The sequence below is a fragment of the Neobacillus sp. S1227 genome, from assembly GCF_055385255.1.
Map to the genome: position 1 here is coordinate 636,075 of NZ_AP038276.1, position 22,540 is coordinate 658,614.

General features: G+C 38.9%; 22 protein-coding genes. 14 read left to right on the top strand and 8 right to left on the bottom strand.

All coding sequences use genetic code 11. The annotated features are described in order from the left end of the window. Positions 1–92 precede the first annotated feature (92 nt). Positions 93–677 (top strand): TetR/AcrR family transcriptional regulator, encoded by a 585-nt coding sequence (locus ACZ5AE_RS03150; protein WP_464569379.1) that lies wholly within the window; start codon positions 93–95, stop codon positions 675–677. 187 nt (positions 678–864) lie between these two features. Here the strand turns inward: ACZ5AE_RS03150 and ACZ5AE_RS03155 are convergent, their stop codons facing one another. After that, the gene (locus tag ACZ5AE_RS03155) at positions 865–1,566 is read right to left on the bottom strand and encodes an FMN-dependent NADH-azoreductase (RefSeq protein WP_464569381.1); all 702 of its coding nucleotides are present in this window, start codon (positions 1,564–1,566) and stop codon (positions 865–867) included. A 204-nt stretch (positions 1,567–1,770) separates the two neighbouring features. Here ACZ5AE_RS03155 and ACZ5AE_RS03160 point away from each other — a divergent pair, with 204 nt between their 5' ends. Both ACZ5AE_RS03160 and ACZ5AE_RS03165 read left to right on the top strand, forming a co-directional pair. Next, on the top strand, positions 1,771–2,262 hold the full coding sequence (locus ACZ5AE_RS03160; protein ID WP_464569383.1) for an RrF2 family transcriptional regulator: 492 nt from the start codon (positions 1,771–1,773) through the stop codon (positions 2,260–2,262). A 396-nt stretch (positions 2,263–2,658) separates the two neighbouring features. After that, positions 2,659–3,141 carry a CBO0543 family protein gene (locus tag ACZ5AE_RS03165; protein ID WP_464569385.1) on the top strand — a complete coding sequence of 161 codons (483 nt, stop codon included), beginning with the start codon at positions 2,659–2,661 and terminating at the stop codon, positions 3,139–3,141. Between the two features lie 195 nt (positions 3,142–3,336). Here ACZ5AE_RS03165 and ACZ5AE_RS03170 read toward each other — a convergent pair whose 3' ends face one another. The 4 genes from ACZ5AE_RS03170 to ACZ5AE_RS03185 all read right to left on the bottom strand — a co-directional run bounded on the left by ACZ5AE_RS03170 (position 3,337) and on the right by ACZ5AE_RS03185 (position 7,174). After that, on the bottom strand, positions 3,337–5,397 hold the full coding sequence (locus tag ACZ5AE_RS03170) for a catalase (RefSeq protein ID WP_464569388.1): 2,061 nt from the start codon (positions 5,395–5,397) through the stop codon (positions 3,337–3,339). A gap of 469 nt (positions 5,398–5,866) precedes the next feature. Then, on the bottom strand, positions 5,867–6,127 hold the full coding sequence (locus tag ACZ5AE_RS03175) for a hypothetical protein (RefSeq protein WP_464569390.1): 261 nt from the start codon (positions 6,125–6,127) through the stop codon (positions 5,867–5,869). Between the two features lie 52 nt (positions 6,128–6,179). Then, complete coding sequence (locus tag ACZ5AE_RS03180) at positions 6,180–6,455, bottom strand: hypothetical protein (protein ID WP_464569394.1); 276 nt, start codon at positions 6,453–6,455, stop codon at positions 6,180–6,182. A gap of 128 nt (positions 6,456–6,583) precedes the next feature. Then, the gene (locus ACZ5AE_RS03185) at positions 6,584–7,174 is read right to left on the bottom strand and encodes a molybdopterin-dependent oxidoreductase (RefSeq protein ID WP_464573527.1); all 591 of its coding nucleotides are present in this window, start codon (positions 7,172–7,174) and stop codon (positions 6,584–6,586) included. A 535-nt stretch (positions 7,175–7,709) separates the two neighbouring features. Between ACZ5AE_RS03185 and ACZ5AE_RS03190 the strand changes: the two genes are divergently transcribed. After that, positions 7,710–8,375 (top strand): DNA-binding response regulator, encoded by a 666-nt coding sequence (locus ACZ5AE_RS03190; RefSeq protein WP_464569398.1) that lies wholly within the window; start codon positions 7,710–7,712, stop codon positions 8,373–8,375. 349 nt (positions 8,376–8,724) lie between these two features. Beyond that, positions 8,725–9,081, top strand: a complete 357-nt coding sequence (locus ACZ5AE_RS03195; RefSeq protein WP_464569402.1) for a nucleotide excision repair endonuclease — start codon at positions 8,725–8,727, stop codon at positions 9,079–9,081. 169 nt (positions 9,082–9,250) lie between these two features. On the opposite strand, the gene ACZ5AE_RS03200 is transcribed toward ACZ5AE_RS03195, so the two are convergent. Beyond that, positions 9,251–10,174 carry a LysR family transcriptional regulator gene (locus tag ACZ5AE_RS03200; RefSeq protein WP_464569405.1) on the bottom strand — a complete coding sequence of 308 codons (924 nt, stop codon included), beginning with the start codon at positions 10,172–10,174 and terminating at the stop codon, positions 9,251–9,253. 371 nt (positions 10,175–10,545) lie between these two features. Between ACZ5AE_RS03200 and ACZ5AE_RS03205 the strand changes: the two genes are divergently transcribed. From ACZ5AE_RS03205 to ACZ5AE_RS03245, 9 genes are all read left to right on the top strand, one after another. Further along, positions 10,546–12,156: a long-chain fatty acid--CoA ligase gene (locus tag ACZ5AE_RS03205; protein WP_464569409.1), complete on the top strand. Its 1,611-nt coding sequence runs from the start codon at positions 10,546–10,548 to the stop codon at positions 12,154–12,156. 71 nt (positions 12,157–12,227) lie between these two features. Further along, positions 12,228–12,785: an FAS1-like dehydratase domain-containing protein gene (locus ACZ5AE_RS03210; RefSeq protein ID WP_464569412.1), complete on the top strand. Its 558-nt coding sequence runs from the start codon at positions 12,228–12,230 to the stop codon at positions 12,783–12,785. Between the two features lie 34 nt (positions 12,786–12,819). Then, on the top strand, positions 12,820–13,269 hold the full coding sequence (locus ACZ5AE_RS03215) for a hotdog family protein (protein WP_464569414.1): 450 nt from the start codon (positions 12,820–12,822) through the stop codon (positions 13,267–13,269). Between the two features lie 147 nt (positions 13,270–13,416). Continuing rightward, positions 13,417–13,638: a hypothetical protein gene (locus ACZ5AE_RS03220; protein ID WP_464569417.1), complete on the top strand. Its 222-nt coding sequence runs from the start codon at positions 13,417–13,419 to the stop codon at positions 13,636–13,638. 76 nt (positions 13,639–13,714) lie between these two features. Next, the gene (locus tag ACZ5AE_RS03225; protein WP_464569419.1) at positions 13,715–15,760 is read left to right on the top strand and encodes a hydantoinase/oxoprolinase family protein; all 2,046 of its coding nucleotides are present in this window, start codon (positions 13,715–13,717) and stop codon (positions 15,758–15,760) included. 55 nt (positions 15,761–15,815) lie between these two features. Next, positions 15,816–17,777, top strand: coding sequence for a hydantoinase B/oxoprolinase family protein (locus ACZ5AE_RS03230; RefSeq protein ID WP_464569421.1), 1,962 nt, complete (start codon positions 15,816–15,818; stop codon positions 17,775–17,777). Between the two features lie 331 nt (positions 17,778–18,108). After that, entirely contained in the window at positions 18,109–18,951 is an 843-nt protein-coding gene (locus tag ACZ5AE_RS03235) for a 3-hydroxyacyl-CoA dehydrogenase family protein (RefSeq protein WP_464569423.1), read from the top strand. A gap of 351 nt (positions 18,952–19,302) precedes the next feature. Continuing rightward, entirely contained in the window at positions 19,303–19,659 is a 357-nt protein-coding gene (locus tag ACZ5AE_RS03240) for a nucleotide excision repair endonuclease (RefSeq protein WP_464569425.1), read from the top strand. Between the two features lie 86 nt (positions 19,660–19,745). Continuing rightward, entirely contained in the window at positions 19,746–20,702 is a 957-nt protein-coding gene (locus tag ACZ5AE_RS03245) for a TRM11 family SAM-dependent methyltransferase (RefSeq protein ID WP_464569427.1), read from the top strand. Positions 20,703–20,868: 166 nt separating this feature from the next. Here the strand turns inward: ACZ5AE_RS03245 and ACZ5AE_RS03250 are convergent, their stop codons facing one another. Next, the gene (locus ACZ5AE_RS03250; RefSeq protein WP_464569429.1) at positions 20,869–21,636 is read right to left on the bottom strand and encodes an ABC transporter permease; all 768 of its coding nucleotides are present in this window, start codon (positions 21,634–21,636) and stop codon (positions 20,869–20,871) included. Further along, positions 21,633–22,538: an ABC transporter ATP-binding protein gene (locus ACZ5AE_RS03255; RefSeq protein WP_464569431.1), complete on the bottom strand. Its 906-nt coding sequence runs from the start codon at positions 22,536–22,538 to the stop codon at positions 21,633–21,635. Before ACZ5AE_RS03255 ends, ACZ5AE_RS03250 begins: the two co-directional genes overlap by 4 nt. Positions 22,539–22,540: the final 2 nt, after the last annotated feature.

Below are 22,540 nucleotides of genomic sequence, written 5' to 3' on the forward strand. Positions count from 1 at the left end.
AGTAGTTCGTCATTATTTTATAATCTGGAGGTAAGTCAAAGCAATCAACAAAAGTTTAGAGGTTGTTGAATTTTTAAAAAGAAGGTGATGGTATGAGTATTTATTTAGAGAAAAATCGTAAAACAAAAGAGCTTATTCAAAAGTCATTCCTGCAAATCTTAGAGAATAAGCCATTTGAATCGATAACGATAGGGGACATTTCAAAAATAGCACAAATCAATCGCGGGACATTTTACTTGCACTTTATAGATAAATTCGATTTGCTGGAACAGATGGAGCACCAGTTGTTTGCTGATATAGGTAATCATATTGATGAATTGCAATCCTGCTATTCCTCTACTCATACATTTGAAAAAGAACAAGAGCATTTAGCGGCTGCATTATTTAGCGCTATTGAATTGCATTCGCCAATATTAAGGATATTTTTAAGTGATCATGGCAGAGCAGGTTTTCATCTTCGTTTTAGAGATGCTTTTTCTGAAAAGGTGCGTATAAATCTAGAAAAAAATGAAAGCTTCACTGCAACGTTAAAGGTTCCAATGGAATACTTTTTATCCTTTATTACGTCTGCTTTTTTAGGATTAATTGAACAATGGGTTCAAAATGGTCTAAATAAAACCCCAGAAGAAATGACGGCAGTATATATTGAGATTATTTCCTTTATTCGAAGGGATTAGTATGGTAAATAAGTACGATAATATTCCTCCACAAATACCAAGGGGAGAGCAATATTTCTTTAGATGGATTTTATTTATGCTATAAAAGCAACAAATGTAAAAGCATCCAAACAAGTTCATTTGGATGCCCTTTGTCAAAATCTGATATGGACACTATAAGATGATCGTTAATACCTTTCCCTTTAATTCAAAAGGCCGCTGATTTTTCTAGATTAGAAAGATTGTGAGTTATATAATCTACTAATTCTTTTTCAGTTGATTTTATTATTTCTTCTTTGTTGTTAGAAGACATGTCTAAGCCTTGAGCACGTATTAATTTCATTTGGTTAATTCCCATCATGTGCAGTACTCCGCGCATATATTGTGGAGCAATATCTAAATTTACATATCGATAATTAGTATCATATTCACCTCCGCTCGTGAGAATTAATGTGACCTTGGTAGTTTCGTCTGACATTAATCCAACTGAACCAGTTTCGGTGTATTTGAATGTTTCTCCTGCTGTTAGAATATTATCCAGATAGTCTTTAAACTTTGCAGGGACATTCCAATTATGCAAAGGCATGTAAATATAAATATAATCTGCTGACTTCCATTGTTTAATTAATTTATATTGTGCTTCATGATTTTTTAATCGTTCAGCAGACATTTCTTTAGGATTAGTAAAATTTAAAGTGTCAGCAGTAACTTGCGGGATCAAATTATTTGGATCGTAAACATTTAATACATCGATTGTTCCTTGACCGTTTAATTTTTCTTGTAAAGTTTTTAATCCAACATCTGCTAAACGGTTTGCTGCTCTTTTTTGATTGTTGTAATCAGGATGAGCCATTAACTGTAAAATATTCATTGTTCCACCTCTATTAGTTTGATTATTTTGTAGTTCCATACCTTTGTTCCAATTTATTTTCTCCTAATAGGTTTTAATTGTGGACTAATCTAATCGACGATTAACATTGTCTATAATATACGCTATAATTATTTTTGTCAAATAAAAAAAACTTTCCAAAAAGAGATTTCTATTATTTGACTAGAACTATAAATACTCCTAAGATACAATTTAATAATCCCTAATCAAAAGTAGGTGAGATATATGCAATATAGTGTTGGAGTTGAATACGCCTTACATTGTCTGGTTTATTTAATTGATGTTCCTTCCCAAGAAAGTGTTGGGATAAAGGATTTGGCAGAGTTCCAAGGACTTTCTGAGACATTTCTATCAAAAGTGTTTGGTAAATTATCTAAGGCAGGAATTGTAAGTTCTGTCCCTGGTGTAAAGGGAGGATATAGGTTATCTAAGTCCCCAGAAGATATTTCCTTTTGGGATGTTGTTGAAGCAGTTGAAGGGTCTAAGCCTATTTTTCAATGTAAAAATATTAAAGAAAATGGTTATTTATATAGAGAAGGCTGCTGTTCAGCTCCCTCTTTTTGTACCATCAATTTAGTAATGCTCTCTGCGGAAGAAAAAATGCGTGATGATTTACGTAGTAAAACACTTTCATGGTTAAATGAAGAACTTAATCGTGTCTTGCCCAAACAAATACGTGAAGATACCCGGAAATTTTTTTCGAAAAGCAACACATAAAAAAACACTCTAAATTCTTAAAAATAAGGAATTTAGAGTGTTTTTTTAATTCAAGGGAAACATTCCTTCGATTTTCTATTAAAAATTACAACTAAGTCTCAACTAACCTGCTTTGTTTTAGCACAATAAGAAAGGGGATCGCCGGAGCCATCCCATCTTTAACATAAGCCCCGTTTATTCAAGTACATTTCTTCACAAACTTGTTTGTAATTATGTTGTCTCATAACACTAGCCACTAATAAGTCGGCCGTTTTGTTTTTAGCACCTTCTGTATTTTAACGATTGGTCCTGTGATACTTGGGTACTCCATTCATGTTCCTGTAAAAGGCAATGATTAAACAAAAATGGAATTAATCAATTCTAAAGGTAAAAACTATTATGAAAGGAGGATATTAAATGAAATACAAAGCAGAGAAAACTATTGAAATTTCATCCTGGATAATTGTGTCATTGTTATTAATAAAATTTACACCGAAAAATAAAATTCGAGAATCACTCGTTGTATTTTTATTCAAACAAGCACTAACATGGATTTTTGGATTACTAGTAGTAGAAAAAAATTTAATTTCCTATCCATATCGTTTATTTTTCAAAAAAGCATATAAAGCTACTTTTTCATTTGAATACTTTATATATCCTGGACTGTGCGCTTTATTTAGTTTATTCTATCCAAAAAATAACTCTAACCTTTTAAAAATCCTGCATTGCTTTATTAGTACTTCTGTAATAGTCATCTTTGAAATAATTGCAGTGAAATATACAAAATTAATTAAATATAAAAAATGGACTTGGTATTGGAGTTTTATAACAATTTGGATAACTGATTACTTAACTCAAGTTTTTCACAACTGGTTTTTTAAAACTAAATTGCATGAATAAAAAGGGGCAGTTAGACTGCCCGCTGGCACGCGATAGCAAAACGCTGAACTCAAGCTTTTATACATAAAACAGAAAAATTGAGGCGATTTGATTCAGTATGATACAGCAGGAAATCTAGCTCATCAAAATATTTGGTTACCAATACCCTCTTTCATATTTTGCAAGTAAGCAAGCTGTCCTATAAGACAGCCCCTTTTACTTCCTGTTCCAAAATCGTTGCATCGCAATTGCTTTGACAAACGCTTCCCCGAAGTTGTTAGTGCCCGAAGCAAAGACGACACCCTCAAGCTCTCCGTTTTTCGGGGGCTGCATGTACGCTTCTCCTGTGGTCGCCACGCCAATCGGTTTGTAATACTTGTATGTCCCGTGGATAAAGTCTTTCACATACCAGTCATAGGCAGCTTGATTTTGCGCGCGTCCACCTACAACATATAGAGAATCATAAAGAACATGGTTCGTCGCGGAGAAAGTTTGGTCCAACGTGATGGTCGTCCCTTGTGCTCCTGTAACCGTACCCAATCGATCGCTGACAAACTCCACGAAGACTCCATGTTCGACGAGCGTGTCCACCACTGAGATGACCTCTTGATCGAGAAACCCGTTGCCAATCAGAACGCCAACCCTCATGGTATAGGGGAGATGCGGTGTATTGGCTTGACTTAGAGCGGGAGAGGACGCAGAAACGGAAACTTGCTTGGTTGATGGTGGTCGTACGCTGATGTTCGAAGCAATGGTGGAAGCCAATGTATGGTCCACTTGTCCGAACATGTCGACGACTTGTTGACGAACAGATTCGCTCTTCACTTTTGTGAGTTGAAAAATGAATGACTGTACTATATGGTTCTTTTCAACGTCAGACAAACTATTCCAGAACAGACGTGCTTGGGAAAAATAGTCATTAAACGTGTCGCTTATGGCATTGGTGGCTAAGCCTTTTATCTTTTCGGGATAGAATTCATACCCGCCCTCCTCGGCAGGTGTTGGACTAGGTGTATTGGCCGCTAGAGAGTTTTGATAGTAGTTAACCTGGTCAATATCGATGCGTTGGCGATGAGCCCCTTCTCGTTGGTAGTTGTGAAAAGGACAAAGCGGTCGATTGATAGGTATTTCATTGATGTTCGGACCACCCAATCGATACATCTGAGTATCGCGATAAGCGATAAGTCGGCCTTGTAATATAGGATCGTTTGAAAAACCGATGCCCGGAACCACGTTGGTCGGATCAAAAACGGATTGCTCGGTTTCCGCAAAAAAGTTGTCGACATTACGGTTCAGTGTCAGCTTTCCGATGTAATGAACAGGAACGACTTCTTCTGGCCAGAGCTTCGTCGGATCGAGAACATCAAATTCGTAAGCGTGTTCTTTTTCTTCTTCAATCATTTGCACCCCAAATTCGTACTCGGGATATATCCCGCGTTGAATCGCCTCATAGATATCTCGCCGGTGAAAATCGGGATCCAACCCGCCGATGATGAGGGATTCTTCTTGGAGAAGCGAATGTATGCCGAGGACTGGCTTCCATTGAAAACGTACAAATGTAGAGGTTCCTTGGTCATTGATGAACCGGTATGTATTAATCGCATAACCCTCCATCATCCTCCAACTTCTTGGCAGCGTCCGATCCGACATAAGCCACATGATAAAATGCGCCGACTCCTGGTTATTTGCTACAAAGTCCCAAAAGTTGTCTTGTGCTGCTGAAGCTGTCGGCATATCTGTGCGTGGATCCGGATTGGCAGCATGATGTGAATCGACGAATTTCTGCGCATCATTTACGAAGAACACGGGTAAATTTAATGATAATAGGTCGAAATTGCCCTCGTCAGTATAAAATTTCACTGCGAAGCCTCGCAAATCGCGCGAGGTATCCATGGACCCGCGACCGCCATGATTTGTTGAAAAGCGGACGAATACGGGCGTACTTGCACTTGGATTCTGCAAGAATCCCGCCTTGGTATAAGGCTTCATCGACTGATAAACCTGGAATTTCCCGTGAACACCGAACCCTCGAGCATGGGCGACACGTTCTGGAGTACGTTCTCGGTCAAAATGCATCAGCTTATCAAAAAACAGAAAGTCCTGCAACAGTGCAGGGCCTCGAGGTCCCGCCTTCAACATCCCGCTATTGTTAGATACCTTTAATCCCGCACTCGTCGTAAGGGGTTTTCCTGTATTCTGAACACGAAATTCCTCAAGTTGTTCATTTTTTTTGTTGCCTTGATTCTCTCTTTCTTTAGAAACGTCATCGCTATTCATTTTATCTCATCCCCCCAAGTCATAATGCATTTCCGCTATATATGTATGCCCGAATTCTCCCCAGTATTCGAAGCCGCTCATTCTGGTTAAGCGATATGGCAAATGCCCTTTTGAAGCTAACGGATTACGTACAGTGGCGAGTGGTAGGACTTCAGAAGAAAACTGTTTCCATACAGTTCGAGAAGGTACAGAAGCAAACCGTTGTGAAAGCTTTTGATTTATTGTATTTTTGCTAAGGTAAACAGATATCTAATAACTATAACTGAAAAGGTAGAAGTTAACTTAACATTAAAAATAAAGCCCTGAATTTTCTGCTTAGAGTAGAAAATTCAGGGCTTTTCTTTCCAAAAATTATTTTAGCGTAGAATATTAGCTTTAGTCGGCAAGAACCATATATCTTCGCATGTGGAAATAAGGACCCCAGCTTTGACAAAATGGTCAACACTTCAGTCTGAAATGTGGATAGATATCATCCATCATAAACTTCTCTTTTTTTCTCATCTTCCTCGAAGAGTTCGTCAGTAACTTTTTCTATTTGAATATTGTTAGCGTGGAGGAAATTTATGGTTTCGTGTTCTTCATTAAATTGCTGAACAATACCTACCATGTTTGGATATATTTGAATATTCTCTTCATAGCATGATTGAAAGTCTTCGCCCACAACAAGGATCTCCTTTTTATGGACACCCATTTCATTAACGTCTATATAGGAAATAATAAATTCTTTCATAATTTCCTCCTTAGGGGAAATTTAGATATATAAAAGCACTTAGGGAAGTCTATTATTCATTTATATCTAATCCAGATAATTTTAAAGAAAGTTCATCTAATACTAAAAATACACAACCGAAAACGGTTCTGTAATCGATAAAATCCCCTTTAATTTCAACATTTATCTCAATAATATTCCTTTTATTATGTACGTAATTTTCTTCAGATTGATTAAAATTAATACTTGTAACAGATACACTAATTTGCTCTAAGGATTTTTTTAGCTCACTTTCAAATATTGAATTATTAAAGTTCTCGCTAAAGAAAATACGTATAGTAAATTTCATTTTCAAATCCTCCTTAATCAACATTTCTCGAAGAATTAATTTATTCAACTAGACTGCATCGTTAGCAAATAAAAAAAGCGATCGTGCCTTACCAACAATGTATTCTTACCCTCCAAGACGAATCTGTGTTAACGGTACCGCTCTTCTTTAAATGGGTTTGCTGTCATCGAATAGCCAAGCTCTTCCCAAAAACCAGCCTCGTCTACTTTCATAAACTCAATCCCTGAAACCCACTTTGAACCTTTCCATAAATAAAATACTTCTGGTGGAATAAACCTTAGTGGATAACCATGTTTTGAATCAATATCTTGCCAATCATGATTTTTATCCTTCCAACGGTATACAAACAAAGAATCGTCCCCTAATAAAGGCTCTAGCGGCAGATTGGCAGAATAACCAAATCTGTCCCCATTGTAGTAACCGTAAATTTTAATGTATTTTACACCTTCATTAAGTTCAACAAATTTCAAAAACTCTCTAAGTGCAATTCCTTCAAAAGTGGTATCAAACTTAGACCAGGTGGTCACACAATGCATGTTAACATTTGATATGGTCTTTGGAAGCTCCATGATTTCCTTATAGGATAAGAACCTTTCTTCCTTCACCTCACCAAAAAGTCTGAAATTCCATGTGATTTCATTAAACTCGGGAACATCCCCTGCGTGCAGTATTGGCCATTTTTCTGTTTCAAATTGGCCAGGTGGAAGCTGCTTTTTCATCATACACCAACCCTTTTTCATCTTTAACGTTAATTTAGTCACAGTGCTTAGTATAGTATGCTTCAAAATAATGATAGCAAATCTCAGTCAAATCCATTACTTGGGGTTTACCTAAAACTTAGAAACTCGGAACCATATATTCCTATAAATTTCCTCTTTGACTATGGGGGCGTTAGCATAATAAGAAAACGGGAAAAAGCTGTCCCAACTGAAAATGGACTTCCAGTTAGGACATAATAAGTTTTCTTAACGGAAGTAGAAAAGATAAGAATGGTATTGTCGAAATATAAAAAAACAGATTGACAAATATAGGAGTTCTATTAAACTGAAAATAGTTCTATCCTCAAATTCTTCTCTAAATATTCTTTTTATATTAGCTACTCCGCAAGTCTTTATTTGCAGTATACTTTCTTTAATAATTGAAGACACATTAAACCTCTTTTTTTCACTCACATTAACAATCATTAATTATAAAAATCAGTCCGAAGTTCAAATAAATAAAAGATTTGACCATTGGATTAGAGGAGGGGATTCTATGGGATTTGAAGAAGAATATCAGGCCTTTTTGAATGCTCACTTACAGGTAAGAACCGGTGAACGGTTGAGGCGGTTACAAGATGGCCACAACCAGGCTGAAATGTTGTTTTTGAAGCAAGTATGGTGGCCTTTATTTTACCATTTCAAGTATCTTCACCCAGAATATGAAGTCAATGATTTCAAGGATGGCAAACGGTATTTGGATTTTGCTTATATTCGTCCCGCCATCCGGATTTGCTTTGAGGTCGACGGGTATGGCCCTCACTTAAAGAACATAAGCAGATGGCAATTTTCCGACAACCTTGAGCGTCAAAACCAGTTAGTGATTGACGGATGGACCGTGATCCGATTTTCTTATGATCAAGTTAAAGAAAAGCCACGCCAATGTCAACAGATTGTTCAGCAAGTGATAGGCCAATGGCTGGGTGATGAACTGGACCAGACTTCTCTGTCCTTAGTCGAAAAGGAAGTGCTTCGGCTAGCGATTCGAAAAGGAGAAGACGTATCCCCAAAAGAAGTCGAGGAGTATTTGAAGCTGTGTGATAAGACGGTAAAAAAAGTACTTACCCAACTAGTCGATAAAAAAATGTTGATTCCTGCATCTGGGATCAAGAGGATCCGCTCATATCGTTTGGGGGATCATGTTAAGTACCCGATTAGATAAATAGACGTAAAAATTTCGCTTAATTAGTAAATAATATTAAAAATAGCTTAAATAGACGTAAAAATTTCGTCTATTGACTAGAAAAACGTGAAAATGAAGGGTTTTGCTTTGCATAACCGGAAAAACTTCCCTTATTTACCCCGAAACGAGCTCCATTCTGCATTTAACGGAAAAAACTCCGCTTATTTTACTTTCGCTGGTTACTTAATTAAGGACAACAATTCTTATTTAAAGAGAAGTGGATGGACAGGTTTTTGAAATCCAAGGGAACCGTACCATAAGTAAATAAGGTAAATTAATTCCGGTTATGATAACATCTTAAGAGATATAAAAAGAGGAAGTGAATGTAGTGATCAACATAACTATTCCAGAACCAAGCGTGACCATTACCAAACAGAATAATCCTGAGTTAAGTAATATTTATGGGTTTACTGATTTTCATCTTATCCCTAGAGATAAGGGCGGTATTTTTATGTTCTATAACAATAAACAAGAACTACTATTCGTTGGTAAAGCTAGGAAGTTGAGACCAAGAATTAAAAAGCATTTTGAAGATACGGTATCCCCAATTAAAATGCATAGAGATGAAGTCACTAAAATTGAGGTTTGTGTGATTGAAGACCCTGTCCATAGAGAAATATATGAAACGTATATCATTAATGAACTCAAATCGAAGTACAATATGGACAAGGTGTTTTTTAGATAAAACTTTATCAAGAGAGGCGATAGGTACTGTTAAATAAAAGCATACCTATTGCCTTTTATTATTTGATAGGATGAAGTCCTATCGTATTACAGGAAACTAAATAGTTATTATATTAAATCCTAATTTTCAAAAGACAATCCCCCTAATACTTCTATTGTATTTTCCCCTATCACTCCAATGTTTTCGATCTATATGGATTCAATTGCATTGTTGTGTATTTAACGAACTCCCTTTCTATAACAGAAGAGTATTTATTTTTTCCTTGTATGCAAATCAAATGAAGTTTTGGCAAGTTTATATCGTCCCCATAAGGAATTAGGCAAATGTCTCCACTCAATACCACTGGATCTTGTTCCATTAAATCTGTAAAGTAACCGACCGCTAAGTTTTTCGCAATTACATTTTTCATTACATCATCATTGTTTGAATAAAATAATATCTCACCCTGCCCGTATTTTGAAAATATATCTTTCCATACTGCATGGGCGAATTTTTCATTTCGAATAATTAGAGGGTACTTAAGCATTTCTTCGGGAGAGATTACATCGTTGTTAGCTAAAGGCGACTTTTTACTAACAGTAACCCTATATTTAGGTTGATAAATTGAGCGTGATTTCAAATGTTGAGATACGTTTCTAAGTGTTTCGTCTGATCCAAAAATTAAGCCAAGATCAATTTGATAATTTTTCACGCTCTCTATTATAGCTTCAGTTTCATTTTCATTAATTTCAACTTGTACATGAGGATAATCCATTTTAAAAGTGTTCAAAGCTTCAGGAAGAAACGTAGAGAAAAAAATAGGAGAAGCAGCTATAGATAAACTGCCTTTTATCTGGTGTGTTTGTTTTCCTAATTCCTTTAGCTCCATTATTTTATTTATAATTTCATAGGACAATTTTAGTACTGTTTGCCCTGCCTCTGTGCAAATGCTTCCAGAGCGGGAGCGTTTAAAAATAGGTATTCCAAGTTCTGTTTCGAGGTTTGAAATTGCCTGACTTATAGCAGAATGTGATACATGTAAGCTCTCAGCAGCTTTAGAAATCGTTCCTTTTTTGGCTACCTCAATAACATATTCAAGTTGCTCAATATTCATTTTATTTACCTCTCTCATTTATTATCTATTATTAATTTCAATGTTAAATAAGTTTATATAAATTAATTAACGTAGGTTATTAACTTTGATTATTGTTCAATGTGGAAGGAATTTATTTTTTTTGAAGCATCTTTATGTAATTTTAGCTTACAAATATGTAGGAAACGTTAACTTTATCTTTATTATCTATTATATTAGAATTTTCTTAAGAGTTGAAATAGAGAAAAATTAAAAAGGGGTGAATATGGATTTACCAAAAGAGATTGCAAGCGGATACACGTTATTTAACAAGTATATATGTTTTAAAAAACTTATAGCATCGTATTTTTCGTTAAAAGGGATAGAGAGGCTAAACGGGAAAAGGAGGTAACATGAATTCATATCAACTGAATTTAAAGACATTATTAGAAAGGTCTGCTCGATATTTTTCCGACAATGAAATTGTATCAAGGGAAGCAGATGGTTCCTTATTTCGATACAATTATGCCCAATTTTATGACCGTGTCCGGCGATTAGCCAATACTTTAAAGTCTTTGGGTATACAAAAAGGGGAAAAAATAGCGTCCTTTGCATGGAATAATCATAGGCATCTTGAATTATATTTTGGGATTCCATGCTATGGGGCTGTATTGCATACAGTCAACATTCGCTACGGTGAGCAGGAAATTGTTCATTCCATTAACCATGCTGAAGATAAGGTTTTATTTTTTGACAAGGATTTACTTCCAACAATAGAAGCTATAGCCCACAAATTGCCAAAAGTAGAAGCTTATGTAATTTTGGGTGATGCTATACCAAAAACGACTCTCTCACCGCTGTACTGCTATGAAGAACTACTTACCCAAACAGATTCTAAATTCTGTTTTGAAGAGTTGGATGAGAATACTCCTGCTACCATTTGCTACACATCGGCGACTACAGGACTTCCAAAAGGAGTTGCATACACCCAAAGGAGTATTTACCTCCATGCGTCAGCATTATGCCAAACTGATGTGATGGGAATATCAGAGCATGATCATATTTTACCTATTGTCCCAATGTTCCACGTGAATGCTTGGGGTTTACCTTATGCTGCTATTGCTACGGGAGCTAAACTGGTGCTGCCGGGTGAACGACCCAAAGCTAATGATTTATTGAGACTAATAGAATCAGAGAAAATAACTTATGCGGCAGGTGCGGTAACCCTGGGTGTTGAAATGTTGAATATCCTAGAGAAGGAACCTTATAATTTGTCTAGTTTACGCAGCATTCAACTCGGAGGACAGGCTGTACCTAAAGCTGTAATTGAAAAGTTTTTCTATAAATATGGAGTACAAATTGTTCAAGGCTATGGTGCTACGGAAACGTCTCCAATGGTTACATTTACACGGATTAGACGTGACGAAAATGAACTAAGTGACCAGGAGAAGAACGAAATTCGTTCCAGACAGGGGATGTTAATACCTGGATTGGAAATCAAAATTGTGAACGAATCGGGCGAAGAACTCCCATGGGATGATGAACATATGGGGGAACTTCTAGTACGCGGGCCTTGGATTACCAGTGAGTATTATAATGACGAAAGGTCTTTGTCCGCGTTTGTTGATGGATGGTGGAGAAGCGGGGATATTGCCACAATTAATAAACAAGGATCGATACGGATTGTGGACCGAAACAAAGATGTGATTAAAAGCGGAGGAGAATGGATATCTTCTGTTCAGCTCGAGAATGAATTAATGGCCCATCCATCTGTTTTAGAAGCTTGCGTCGTCGCGGTTCCTCACGAAAAGTGGCTAGAGCGGCCATTGGCCTTCGTTTTACTGAAAAACGAGCAAAATAAAACAATTATAAAAGAAGAATTAATCAAGTGGCTTACTCCAAAGTTTCCAAAGTGGTGGTTGCCAGATCAAATCATGTTCGTAGACGAAATACCTAAAAATGCAAATGGTAAATATAATAAAAATCTATTGCGCAAAATGGTGAGCCAAACCCAACTTACCTAGAGTGAATGAAAAGGAATCAATAATTTTTCCCACATCACAAATTGATTCAATAGAGAAAGGATTAAAGAAGTATGTCAGATTGGAAAAAGGCTTGGCAGCCGATGATAGAAGCAATAGGGACGAATTTCAGTGAAGGGCAGTATCAATGGGGGGCAGACGCTGTTGAACTCGGCGCAATCCGCCGTTTCTTAGAACCTCTTGAGTTTAATTGCGCACTGCATTACGATCAATCCGTTGCGAAGGATTTCGGTTATTCCGATGTCATTGCTCCTTATAGCAGCCTCTTAACATGGTTGATGCAACCCTATTGGAAACCAGGCATGCATGTTTTCAATAAGGCAGATCGAAATGCTCCGGCAGTGGAGAGCCCATTGTTGCAAGTTGAAACAGATCTTGCACCGAAAACCCCCTGTTATTTCGCTACAGATATTGAAGTGGATTATATCAAACCGATTTTGGTGGGCGACCGGCTTTGTCGAACAGGTGATGTGCTGCTCTCTTGTACCCCAAAAGAAACCAAGGTAGGCCGCGGAGCATTTATGGTTTGGGAAACAAAAGTTCAAAACGAAAAAGAAGAGTTAGTAGCGGTTGTTCGTATAAGTACGTATCACTACTTTCCGGTGGACTAATTAGTTAAATTACTCATAAATGGAAGGAAAAATTATGGAAAAAATCGATCAACGGTATTGGGAAGATGTTGCAGTAGGAGATGATATTTCATCGGAGGAATTTCCACTAACCATTGCCAGACTTGTTATGGCCGCAGGTGCCAATCGGGATTTCAATTCCATTCACCACAATTCGGAGCACGCTCGGCAGACCGGTGCTCCTGACATGTACGCAAATGTCATATTTCTTCAAGGGATGTGGGAGAAAACGATTCGTAATTATATTGGTCTGGCCGGTACGATAAAGAGTCTAAAAGGCTTCCGTATGAAAGTATTTAACACCGTAGGAGAAACGGTGGTGACAAAAGGTACCGTTAAGAAGAAATGGAGAGAAAAGGAAGATTCTCTAGTAGAACTTGAAATATGGTCTGAGAACTCCAAAAGTATTAGTGTAGGTCCTGGATCAGTTGTTGTAACTCTCCCTCTTAGAGAGAAAGTTAAATAAATTGTGTCATCTATTTTATATTTAAATTGAAGGAAAACGCTTACTATTAATTGAATAAAGGTATTTTTAGAGAAAAATACGTGATTTTAAAATTCACAAAGATTCAACTCGCTTATTAAAACTATAAACTTTACGAGGTGAAAACAAATGCAACCTGTATTAAGACCAACAGAACCATATTTGTATGTTGAAAAAAAGCCGGTAAAGGGGAATTGCCCGGAATGTAATGGGACAGATATTAAAGCCTATCCTGTTTTAAGTGAGGGTGGCTGGTGGAAAGTGGAAAAGTGCCAGACCTGCCTGTGCTCAATCAAAAGGGAAAAGTGGGCTTTATTTGGTTCGATAAGGACATTGACAGAATCACTTTGAATCTTACATCCTGCTAAATGGGAATGTTGCATAAACCTTGAAATTTAAGAATGAAAGAATGGGAGGAGCTGGAAGTATGAGTGGAATGATTGGAATCGATGTTGGGGGAACTTTCACTGATGTAATCGCTGTAAAAGACGGCAAAATAACGGCAGTAAAGGTTCCTACAAACCCTGAAAAAAGGGAACTGCCTGTAATTGAGGGGTCAGAATTGGTGGGGTTGAAGGATATGGAAGTATTTAACCATTCTGCCACAACTGGACTAAATGCTGTTTTGACACGCAATCTACCTAAAGTTGCCTTTTTAACCACTCTGGGGCATCGGGATATTTTGGATGGTGGGCGCGCTATGCGGCCACTTGAAGCTCAGACGGATCCTCATTGGAGAAGGTCATTTGGGGATGCTTCCAGACCGTTGGTTCCTCGTTATTTACGGCGTGGAATTCGTGAACGTATTAAAAGCAACGGCGAAGTCTTTATCCCTTTAGATGAGGAACAAGCCCGTGAACAACTTGAAGTCTTGAAAAAATCCAACGTTGAAGGTGTAGCGATCTGTTTAATTAACAGCTACGTCAATCCTCAACATGAGAAGCGTTTATTGAAGCTAGTTAAGGAGGTATTAGGGGATATTCCATGTTCCATTTCATCTGAAACATCGCCTCTTGCAAAGGAGTTTGCCCGTTCATCAACAACCGTCATTGACGTTATGATGAAAATTGTTTATGGCAAGTACTCGCAAGATCTTATCAGTGGATTGCGGGATAAGGGTTTTAAGGGAGAAATTAATTTTGCCGACTGCGCAGCGAATCTATCCCCTTCCGATTTTGCATTGGAGCGACCACATAAAATTGTCTTTTCCGGTCCAGCCGGGGGAACGGTTTCAAGCGCCTATTTTGGCAGTTTGATTGGACAAGATAATATTATCTGCGCAGATATTGGAGGAACATCTACCGATATTAGTATCGTTAAAAACGGAAAACCGACGGTAACAACGGATTTTCAGCTGGAACATGACTTAATTGTGAATACTTTGACGAATGAGATTCACAGTATTGGGGCAGGCGGTGGGAGTATTATTAAAATTGACCCCTCTACAGGTGAGCTAAAGGTCGGTCCTGAAAGCGCCGGAAGCCTCCCGGGTCCTGCCTGTTATGGGAGAGGGGGAACTAAGCCGACCATGTCTGACGCTTGCCTAATGATTGGAATCCTTAGCGCCGATTCTCCGTTAGGAGGACGGATTCACCTAGATCATGATTTGGCACAAAGGGCATTTGAATCGTTGGAAACGAATCTTGATTTGGACAAACGCATCAAGTACGCCTACAACTTAGGCTTAAGCGAAATCAGCGAAGGGATTGTGAATATCTCCATTAAACACGCCATCGATCCACGTGATTATAGTCTGATTGCATACGGTGCCGCCGGCCCGATGTTATTGCCTGCTGTGTTGAACCAGGTCGGCGCCAAGAGCGTTGTGGTTCCTCCCTATCACGGTTTATTTTCGGCGCTTGGCTTATTGAGCTCGGATCTTGTCTTCAGTGACAATTGTTCCGTTTATTTACCCCTTAATGAAGAGGCAGCCGAAAAAATTAACAACCTATATAAGACAATGGAAGAAAAATTAGTTTCAAAAGTCTCACACGATTTGAGTAAGATCAGAATCGTCCGTACCTTTGACGGCCACCTGACCGGGCAAACATGGGAAACACCTTTTGTAAATATCCCAGATGGCGAAATTACAAGTGATACCATTCATACGATGATTTCCAATTTTCATGATGCTTACGAACAAGCTTGGGGCAACCGCTTTGAAAGTTTACCAGTGGTCGGGGCAACATTCAGACTACAGATTGTCATTCCAACAGAAAAGGTGAGTTACCCGGTGTTACCGTCAAGGACATCTAGCCCATTAATCCCTGAAAGTCAAGTAGAGCTACATTATATAACCGATGAGCCAATCACAGCGAATATATATTCGAGGAATGAATTATTATATGGAGATGTCGTCCATGGTCCCGCTATTATCCGCGAGTCAATGTCTACAATATTTGTTCAGAGCGATCAGAAAGCGGAAGTAGGGAAATACGGTGAAATTACCATTACAAAGGTTACAAATTTGTAATTTGAATGATTGCAATAATCCGTCGTGAAATCTGAATTTCTAGGGAGGAATCAAGATGGCTGAGAGTTTGATGCAAAGAAGTATATTAATACGTGATCTTTCAGATGCCCAATTTGAAGAAAGATATGGTTGTGACCGCTTCACAGCAATGGTTATTTCCACCAAACTGCGCTATATCGTTGAACATATGTGTTCCGGATTACTAACAACGGCTTTTTCGGTGATTCTGCGCGATTGGTTTGATTTTGCCGCAACCATCTCGGGGTCACCTGAGCAGGACTACCCAATGCCGGCGTGCAGTAACAGCTTAATTTTGTTTAGTGGAACAATGCCTGAAGCCATCCGAAACACGGTGGAAGAATACGGTCGAGATAATTTGGAACCAGGGGATGTATTGATTGCTAATGATCCGTACCGGATCGGGACACATGTCAATGATCTATGTTTTATCCGCCCTATTTTTTATAAGGTGAATGGAAAGAACCAGTTAGTGAGTTTTGTCAACTTACAGGCCCATATGTTGGATATGGGTGGAGTGGTTCCTGCCGGTTTCAGTGGAACAAAGAAAAACGTTTATGAAAATGGGTTGGTTATAAGCCCTCAATTGTTATATCACAAAGATAAACCTTGTAAACAATCGTGGAATTTAATTTTTGATAATGCCCGGTTCGGCAGCACGATGAAACCGGATATGATGTCAATTTACGAGAATTTAAAGTTAGGAGAAAAGTTGATTATCGAAACCATCGACCGCTACGGTTTGGAAGCCTATTTAGGCGCTATTCAATACGCCGTCGATATTTCTGCTGAATCCATGCAAAGAGCAATCGAAAACATTGCGGATGGCGTTTATGAAGGGGAAGATTATATCGATTGTGATGGAATGGATGATTCTGAAGAATTTCGTGTAAGGACTAAAATAACGGTTAAAGGCGGCAGAATGGAAGTGGATTTGAGTGGTTCCTCGCGTCAAGCTCGCACTTCCATCAATTGTGGGTATTTGGATGCGAAATGTGCAGTCGCCGTAGCTCTCCAATTTTTGCTCGATTCTAATTCCCGCTTCACTTCCGGGGGAATGCGCAATATCGACCTTGTCTTGCCTGACGCTACTATCGTTAGCGCTATGCCACCCGATGGAGCCATCATGATGTATTTTGAGGCTTCAGCTTTAATACTTCATTCAATTTACCGTGCGTTGAAGGATGTACTGGGGGAAAACGCTGTATCGGGCGATGTGTTTTCTCTTAATATCCACAATGCCAACGGGCGTTGGCCCGATGGGACACCATGGGTAACGTCGGCCCAATGCGGCGGTGAACATGGCGCTTGGGGCGCAACAAAAGCTGGAGATGGTGACAGTTATAGTGTCGTTCCATTGTGTAACAGTCTGGATCCTGCAATTGAGTCTATTGAAATGGAGATACCGGCTATCGTTTTGAGAAAAGAATATGTTGCGGATACCGCAGGAGCGGGGCAACATCGGGGCGGAGCCAGTGTTTTGAAAGACACCTATTGGCTGACTGAAGCAGAGCATTACTCCATGCCATTGCATTTCAAACGGCCAAGCGGGTTTGGTGTAAATGGTGGAAAGGATGGTAGTTCCGGTGCCGTATGGATGTGGGGTCCTGACCAGTTGAATATCAGCAAACCAGAGCAGCTCTATGATTTGAACCAAGGGGCCTACCGCAACTCAACACCGATTGCCGGTTTATTAGATCAGGACACAAAAACATTGGACATGAATGGTGAATATTTTTACTTCGCAAAAAATCCGGTTTGGCATACAAAGTCCAGTTCACTTTTCCGTTATATTGTAAATTCTGGCGGTGGATGGGGCAATCCATTGGAACGAGATCCTGAAAAGGTCAAAAACGACGTTCGCGACGAATACGTGACCATTGAAGGAGCAAAAAAAGATTACGGGGTCGTAATTATTGGCGATCCACTCAATGACCCGGAAGGGCTTGAAGTAGATTATGAAGCCACAAAACTGCTTCGAGCTGAACTTGCGCGATAACAATTAAATTTGTTATCCACAAGTTTGGTATTTAAAAAACATGTCAAGGGATTTTTCAATCTTACCCTTGGCATGTTTTTTAACAATATAAATAGAAATACAAAAATAATGCTCCACCGTTGAAATGTTTACCACTTTCTAAAGTAATTACCATAAAAGTATTATGAACGATGACAATATGAAATTCGAGGAGTTTAAAACATGAGAGAGGTCTATATTGTTGCAGCCGCAAGAAGTGCAATTGGTGAATTTTAGAGAAGTCTACGATCTTTGTGGGTAGTGGACAGGGTACAACCATAATTATGGAACGAGATTAGAAAGGGATATAACAATGGAAAAAATACTTGTGATAGGTTCAGGTTTGATGGGTAGTGGCATTGCCCTTGTTTCAGCAAAAGCAGGTTTTAATGTAACTGTGGTGGAAAGATCGGAATCAGATTTGCAACTAGGTATGGACAGGATGAAAAAAACAGTATCATCCCTTATTAAAAAAGGAACATGGAAAGAAGAGGAAGCAGCTAATGTTTGGGATAAGATTCAAAGTTCGACTAAACTTGAGGCTGGAAAAGAGGCGAATTTAGTTATTGAAGCAGTACCAGAAAAGTTAGCCCTTAAGCAGGCTGTTTTCCGGGAGTTGGACCAAGTGATTAATAAAGAAGCCATTCTAGCCAGCAACACATCTTCATTGTCCATTGCAGCCATAGGTGGGGTAACCGAACGTCCAGATAAAGTGGTTGGACTGCATTTTTTCAGTCCCGTTCCTGTCATGAAGTTGCTTGAATTGGTTTATTCACTAAGTACTTCAGAAGAAACTTTGCAAAAAGTAAAGGTTTTTGGAGAAAAAATGGGTAAAACCACTATTATCGCCAAGGATTTTCCTGGGTTTACTGTAAACCGTGTGCTAGTTCCGATGCTGAATGAAGCAGCTTATTTGGTCATGGAAGGGAATGATCCAGAACAAGTAGATCGAGGATTGGAATTAGGAGCAAATCATCCCATTGGTCCACTTAAATTAGCCGATAATGTCGGATTAGATGTCCTTCTATTTACATTAGAGAGCCTATATGAGGGTTTTAATGATTCCAAATATCGACCTTGCCCTCTGCTGAGACGGATGGTCGAGGCTGGCAAACTGGGTAAGAAGACGGGACAAGGGTTTTATTCGTATAAGTAATAAAAGGTTTTAATAATTAGAAAAGAATACGAAAGAATTGGGAAAATGCTGAAATAAAAAGAATCTATACCACTGGAATTTTCCCATGGGAACGCACAGATGAAACCCTGTCATTATATTTAAGGAACAAACGCCTCATTAATAGTTTCCTTACACAAATAAACAGCAAACAATTTACATCAAGTTTTTTAAGAGAGTTAAAATTTAAATGGCACCCATTATGGGTGTCTTCTTGTTTTTTCCAAAAACCGCCACTTATTTAGGTGAGGTGAACCGTACCATAGTAAATGAGGTAATTTAATTCCGGTTATGATAACATCTTAAGAGATATAAAAAGAGGAAGTGCATATAGTGATCAACATAACTATTCCAAAGCCAAGTGTGACCATTACCAAACAGAATAATCCTGAATTGAGTAATATATATGGGTTTATTGATTTTCATCTTATCGCTAGAGATAAGGGCGGTATTTTTATGTTCTATAACAATAAACAAGAACTATTATTCGTTGGTAAAGCAAGGAAGTTGAGACCAAGAATTAAAAAGCATTTTGAGGATACGGTATCTCCAATCAAAATGCATAGAGATGAAGTCACTAAGATTGAAGTTTGTGTGATTGAAGACCCTGTAAATAGAGAAATATACGAAACGTATATCATTAATGAACTCAAGTCGAAGTACAATATAGACAAAGTGTTTTTTAGGTAAAACTTTATTAAGAAAGGCGATAGTACTGTTAAATAAAAGCATACTTATTGCCTTTTATTATTGGATAGATTGAAGGATGGGAACGAGTGGATCGTAGACACGAAGAACTAACGACCTTTATATATACTTACGCCTGTTATGAGGATGAACGTCCATTGTGTGCTTTGGAAATGCGCTCATTATTTGGGAAGGAGTCACAAGCAAACATCTTAGAATCCCACGTGAAAATTGACCCAAGTCGGAGTCCGTTTATTAAGGAAAGACTTGCTGTCATTTATGGGGGGCACAGTCTTCAACATCTCATCGAACAAGTAGCAGCCCTACAAGTAACTGGGGAAACATTTAAAGTGTATTATGTAAAAACTGGCGGGCAGGCCAAAAATCAAGAGAAAGGCATTGAATACCGACGGGCAATTGAGAAGGAAATCGGATTATATATTCAAGGTGAGGCTGATCTTCATCATCCGAAGCGATTATTTGGTGTTATGAATATAAACGGAAGATGGGTTTTCGGCGAATATATGGAAAGTGAGTCTGTTTGGTTTCGGCATCAACAGAAACCGCATAGTTATTCCACCGCGCTTAACACACGTGTGGCAAGAGCGATTGTCAATATTGCCATTCCAGACCCAAGCGGGATAAAGGCCATTGACCCTTGCTGTGGGATTGGGACCGTACTAGTAGAGGCGTTATCGATGGGAATTGATATAGTTGGGAGCGATAGAAATCCTCTAATTCTTAATGGAGCTAGAGAGAATATCGCACATTTTGGGCTTTCTGGAGAAGTGAAATTGGCAGATATCCGACATGTCACCAATCAATATGATGTAGCGATTATCGATTTACCCTACAATTTGTGTTCTGTCATATCGCCTGATGAGCAGTTCGAAATCCTCCAATGTGCACGCAGGATTGCTAAGAAAGTCGTAGTAGTGACGGTTGAATTTATCGATGAAGTCCTCATTAATGCGGGGTTTTCTATGATTGACCGCGCAATTGTTAAAAAAGGGTCATTTACTCGTGAAGTGATTGTCTGTAAATAAGTCTTTATTAATTTCTAAAATAAATCCTAATTTAGATACATTACGGTGAACCGGATCATAAGTAAATGAGATGCGAAAGGTTGCCCTAAATGTGAGGACAACCTAATTTTTTAATCTTTCATTTCCTAGAGCAGCCGTTTATTTTTTGAAAAGGTTATCCGAGCCGTTATACACTTGATTTACGGGTGGCTGCGAGATATAAGAAAAGGGCGGTAAGAATGACGGTCATCAGAAGCGGGAGTAAGAATGGGCCCTCTATCTTCCCTTCTGTAAATAGGGAAGTGGCGGCATTTGTCAGCTGGGCTGGGCTCCATTCCATCCATTTCTTGAGAAGCGATGTTAAAAGTGTCAAAAGAATACTCAATAACAGTGTAAATGCTGCCACAAGCCCGCTGCTTTTCAAAAAGCTGCTAAGACAAACAGTGAATGTTATTAAAAACAGTATCCATATGAAATAGAGACCGATCCCCTTAACTATATTCATAAATGGGAAGTCACCAATTAATAGTATTGTATAATACCATGAAGCCAGCATGCCAAGGAAGATTGCTCCGCCGCTAAGCAGTACCGCACTCATCCATTTAGCGGTGATATACGACGAATAGCCGACAGGTTTTACCAGGATCGCTTTCATCATCCCGCTTCTCTGTTCAGAGGAAACTATGCCCATAAAGGCAAGAACAAGAACGAGAATCCCCATCTGGTTAAACTGTCCTAAAGTTTGTGCGAGGACCTCTCCGCTAGAAGGCAGCGGGATTTTAATGACGGCCCCTTTCGGCAGGTTACTTGCATTTTTCAAGATTTCCGGCATATAGTAACTTGTTACCGGCTGCAGGAGTCCAAACAACACAAAAACGAGTGGAATCCAGATCACTTTATAATTGCGGCTCATCTCCAGCCATTCTTTCCGAAAAAGAACGAACCACTTGTTCATTTTCCCACCACCTTCATGAACAGATCCTCAAGGCTGGTTTGCCCCACTGTGAAGCTCGTGATTGGCAGCTGCCTTTCGGCTATTTCAACTAAAAGCTGGTTTCTTGCGACTTCGGCATTTTTTACATAAATTTTAATAGTAGCATTATTTACGATCACTTTAGAGACCACATTCCAATTCTCGATGCTTCGGGGCCATTCATCCAGATTTCCATCCGCTGAAATGATAATGACATCTTCCTGATGCCTTCGGCGCAGTTCTGAAAGAGAGCCTGTGATGGCTAGCTCACCTTTATGGATCATAATGATATCATCACAAACCTCCTCAGCATCATGAAGGATATGAGTCGAAAATAGAATCGTCGTTGTTTCTTTCAGCATTTTCATCAATTCAAGCATTTCCCTGCGTCCGACCGGGTCAAGTGCTGAAACCGGTTCATCCAGCATTAGCAATTTTGGTTCATGAATCAGTGCCTGTGCGATTCCAAGACGCTGCTTCATCCCCCCTGAGTACCCGCCGATTTTGCGCTTTCTAGCATCGGCAATTCCCAACAGTTCAAGTAACTCATCAGCACGCGTCGAGGCCTTGGCCTTAGACAGTCCGGAAAGTTCACCCATAAACACGAGGTACTCCATGGCATTCATCCAAGAGAAAAAGACCGGATGCTGGGGCAGGTAGCCGATAGATTCCCGGTAATCCCCTTTTTCAACGCCTAAAAACGAGACCGATCCGTTTGTTGGTTTTTGCAGGCTTGCGAGCATTTCCATCGTTGTCGTCTTTCCTGCGCCATTTGGGCCGAGCAGTGCTACACAGTGTCCTTCCTCGATTGAAAAAGACAAATTGTTAACGGCCACATGCTTGCCAAATGACTTAGTTAATGAACTTACTTCCATCAGCTTCATCT

Bases quoted from the DNA above. Each gene is read 5' to 3' on its own strand.
- ACZ5AE_RS03185 (WP_464573527.1), bottom strand. From the start codon at position 7,174: ATGAAAAAGCAGCTTCCACCTGGCCAATTTGAAACAGAAAAATGGCCA.
- ACZ5AE_RS03230 (WP_464569421.1), top strand. From the start codon at position 15,816: ATGGCTGAGAGTTTGATGCAAAGAAGTATATTAATACGTGATCTTTCA.
- ACZ5AE_RS03250 (WP_464569429.1), bottom strand. From the start codon at position 21,636: ATGAACAAGTGGTTCGTTCTTTTTCGGAAAGAATGGCTGGAGATGAGC.
- ACZ5AE_RS03255 (WP_464569431.1), bottom strand. From the start codon at position 22,538: ATGAAGCTGATGGAAGTAAGTTCATTAACTAAGTCATTTGGCAAGCAT.
- ACZ5AE_RS03215 (WP_464569414.1), top strand. From the start codon at position 12,820: ATGGAAAAAATCGATCAACGGTATTGGGAAGATGTTGCAGTAGGAGAT.
- ACZ5AE_RS03205 (WP_464569409.1), top strand. From the start codon at position 10,546: ATGAATTCATATCAACTGAATTTAAAGACATTATTAGAAAGGTCTGCT.
- ACZ5AE_RS03165 (WP_464569385.1), top strand. From the start codon at position 2,659: ATGAAATACAAAGCAGAGAAAACTATTGAAATTTCATCCTGGATAATT.
- ACZ5AE_RS03150 (WP_464569379.1), top strand. From the start codon at position 93: ATGAGTATTTATTTAGAGAAAAATCGTAAAACAAAAGAGCTTATTCAA.
- ACZ5AE_RS03220 (WP_464569417.1), top strand. From the start codon at position 13,417: ATGCAACCTGTATTAAGACCAACAGAACCATATTTGTATGTTGAAAAA.
- ACZ5AE_RS03170 (WP_464569388.1), bottom strand. From the start codon at position 5,397: ATGAATAGCGATGACGTTTCTAAAGAAAGAGAGAATCAAGGCAACAAA.
- ACZ5AE_RS03225 (WP_464569419.1), top strand. From the start codon at position 13,715: ATGAGTGGAATGATTGGAATCGATGTTGGGGGAACTTTCACTGATGTA.
- ACZ5AE_RS03155 (WP_464569381.1), bottom strand. From the start codon at position 1,566: ATGGAACTACAAAATAATCAAACTAATAGAGGTGGAACAATGAATATT.
- ACZ5AE_RS03175 (WP_464569390.1), bottom strand. From the start codon at position 6,127: ATGAAAGAATTTATTATTTCCTATATAGACGTTAATGAAATGGGTGTC.
- ACZ5AE_RS03160 (WP_464569383.1), top strand. From the start codon at position 1,771: ATGCAATATAGTGTTGGAGTTGAATACGCCTTACATTGTCTGGTTTAT.
- ACZ5AE_RS03210 (WP_464569412.1), top strand. From the start codon at position 12,228: ATGTCAGATTGGAAAAAGGCTTGGCAGCCGATGATAGAAGCAATAGGG.
- ACZ5AE_RS03235 (WP_464569423.1), top strand. From the start codon at position 18,109: ATGGAAAAAATACTTGTGATAGGTTCAGGTTTGATGGGTAGTGGCATT.
- ACZ5AE_RS03180 (WP_464569394.1), bottom strand. From the start codon at position 6,455: ATGAAATTTACTATACGTATTTTCTTTAGCGAGAACTTTAATAATTCA.
- ACZ5AE_RS03200 (WP_464569405.1), bottom strand. From the start codon at position 10,174: ATGAATATTGAGCAACTTGAATATGTTATTGAGGTAGCCAAAAAAGGA.
- ACZ5AE_RS03190 (WP_464569398.1), top strand. From the start codon at position 7,710: ATGGGATTTGAAGAAGAATATCAGGCCTTTTTGAATGCTCACTTACAG.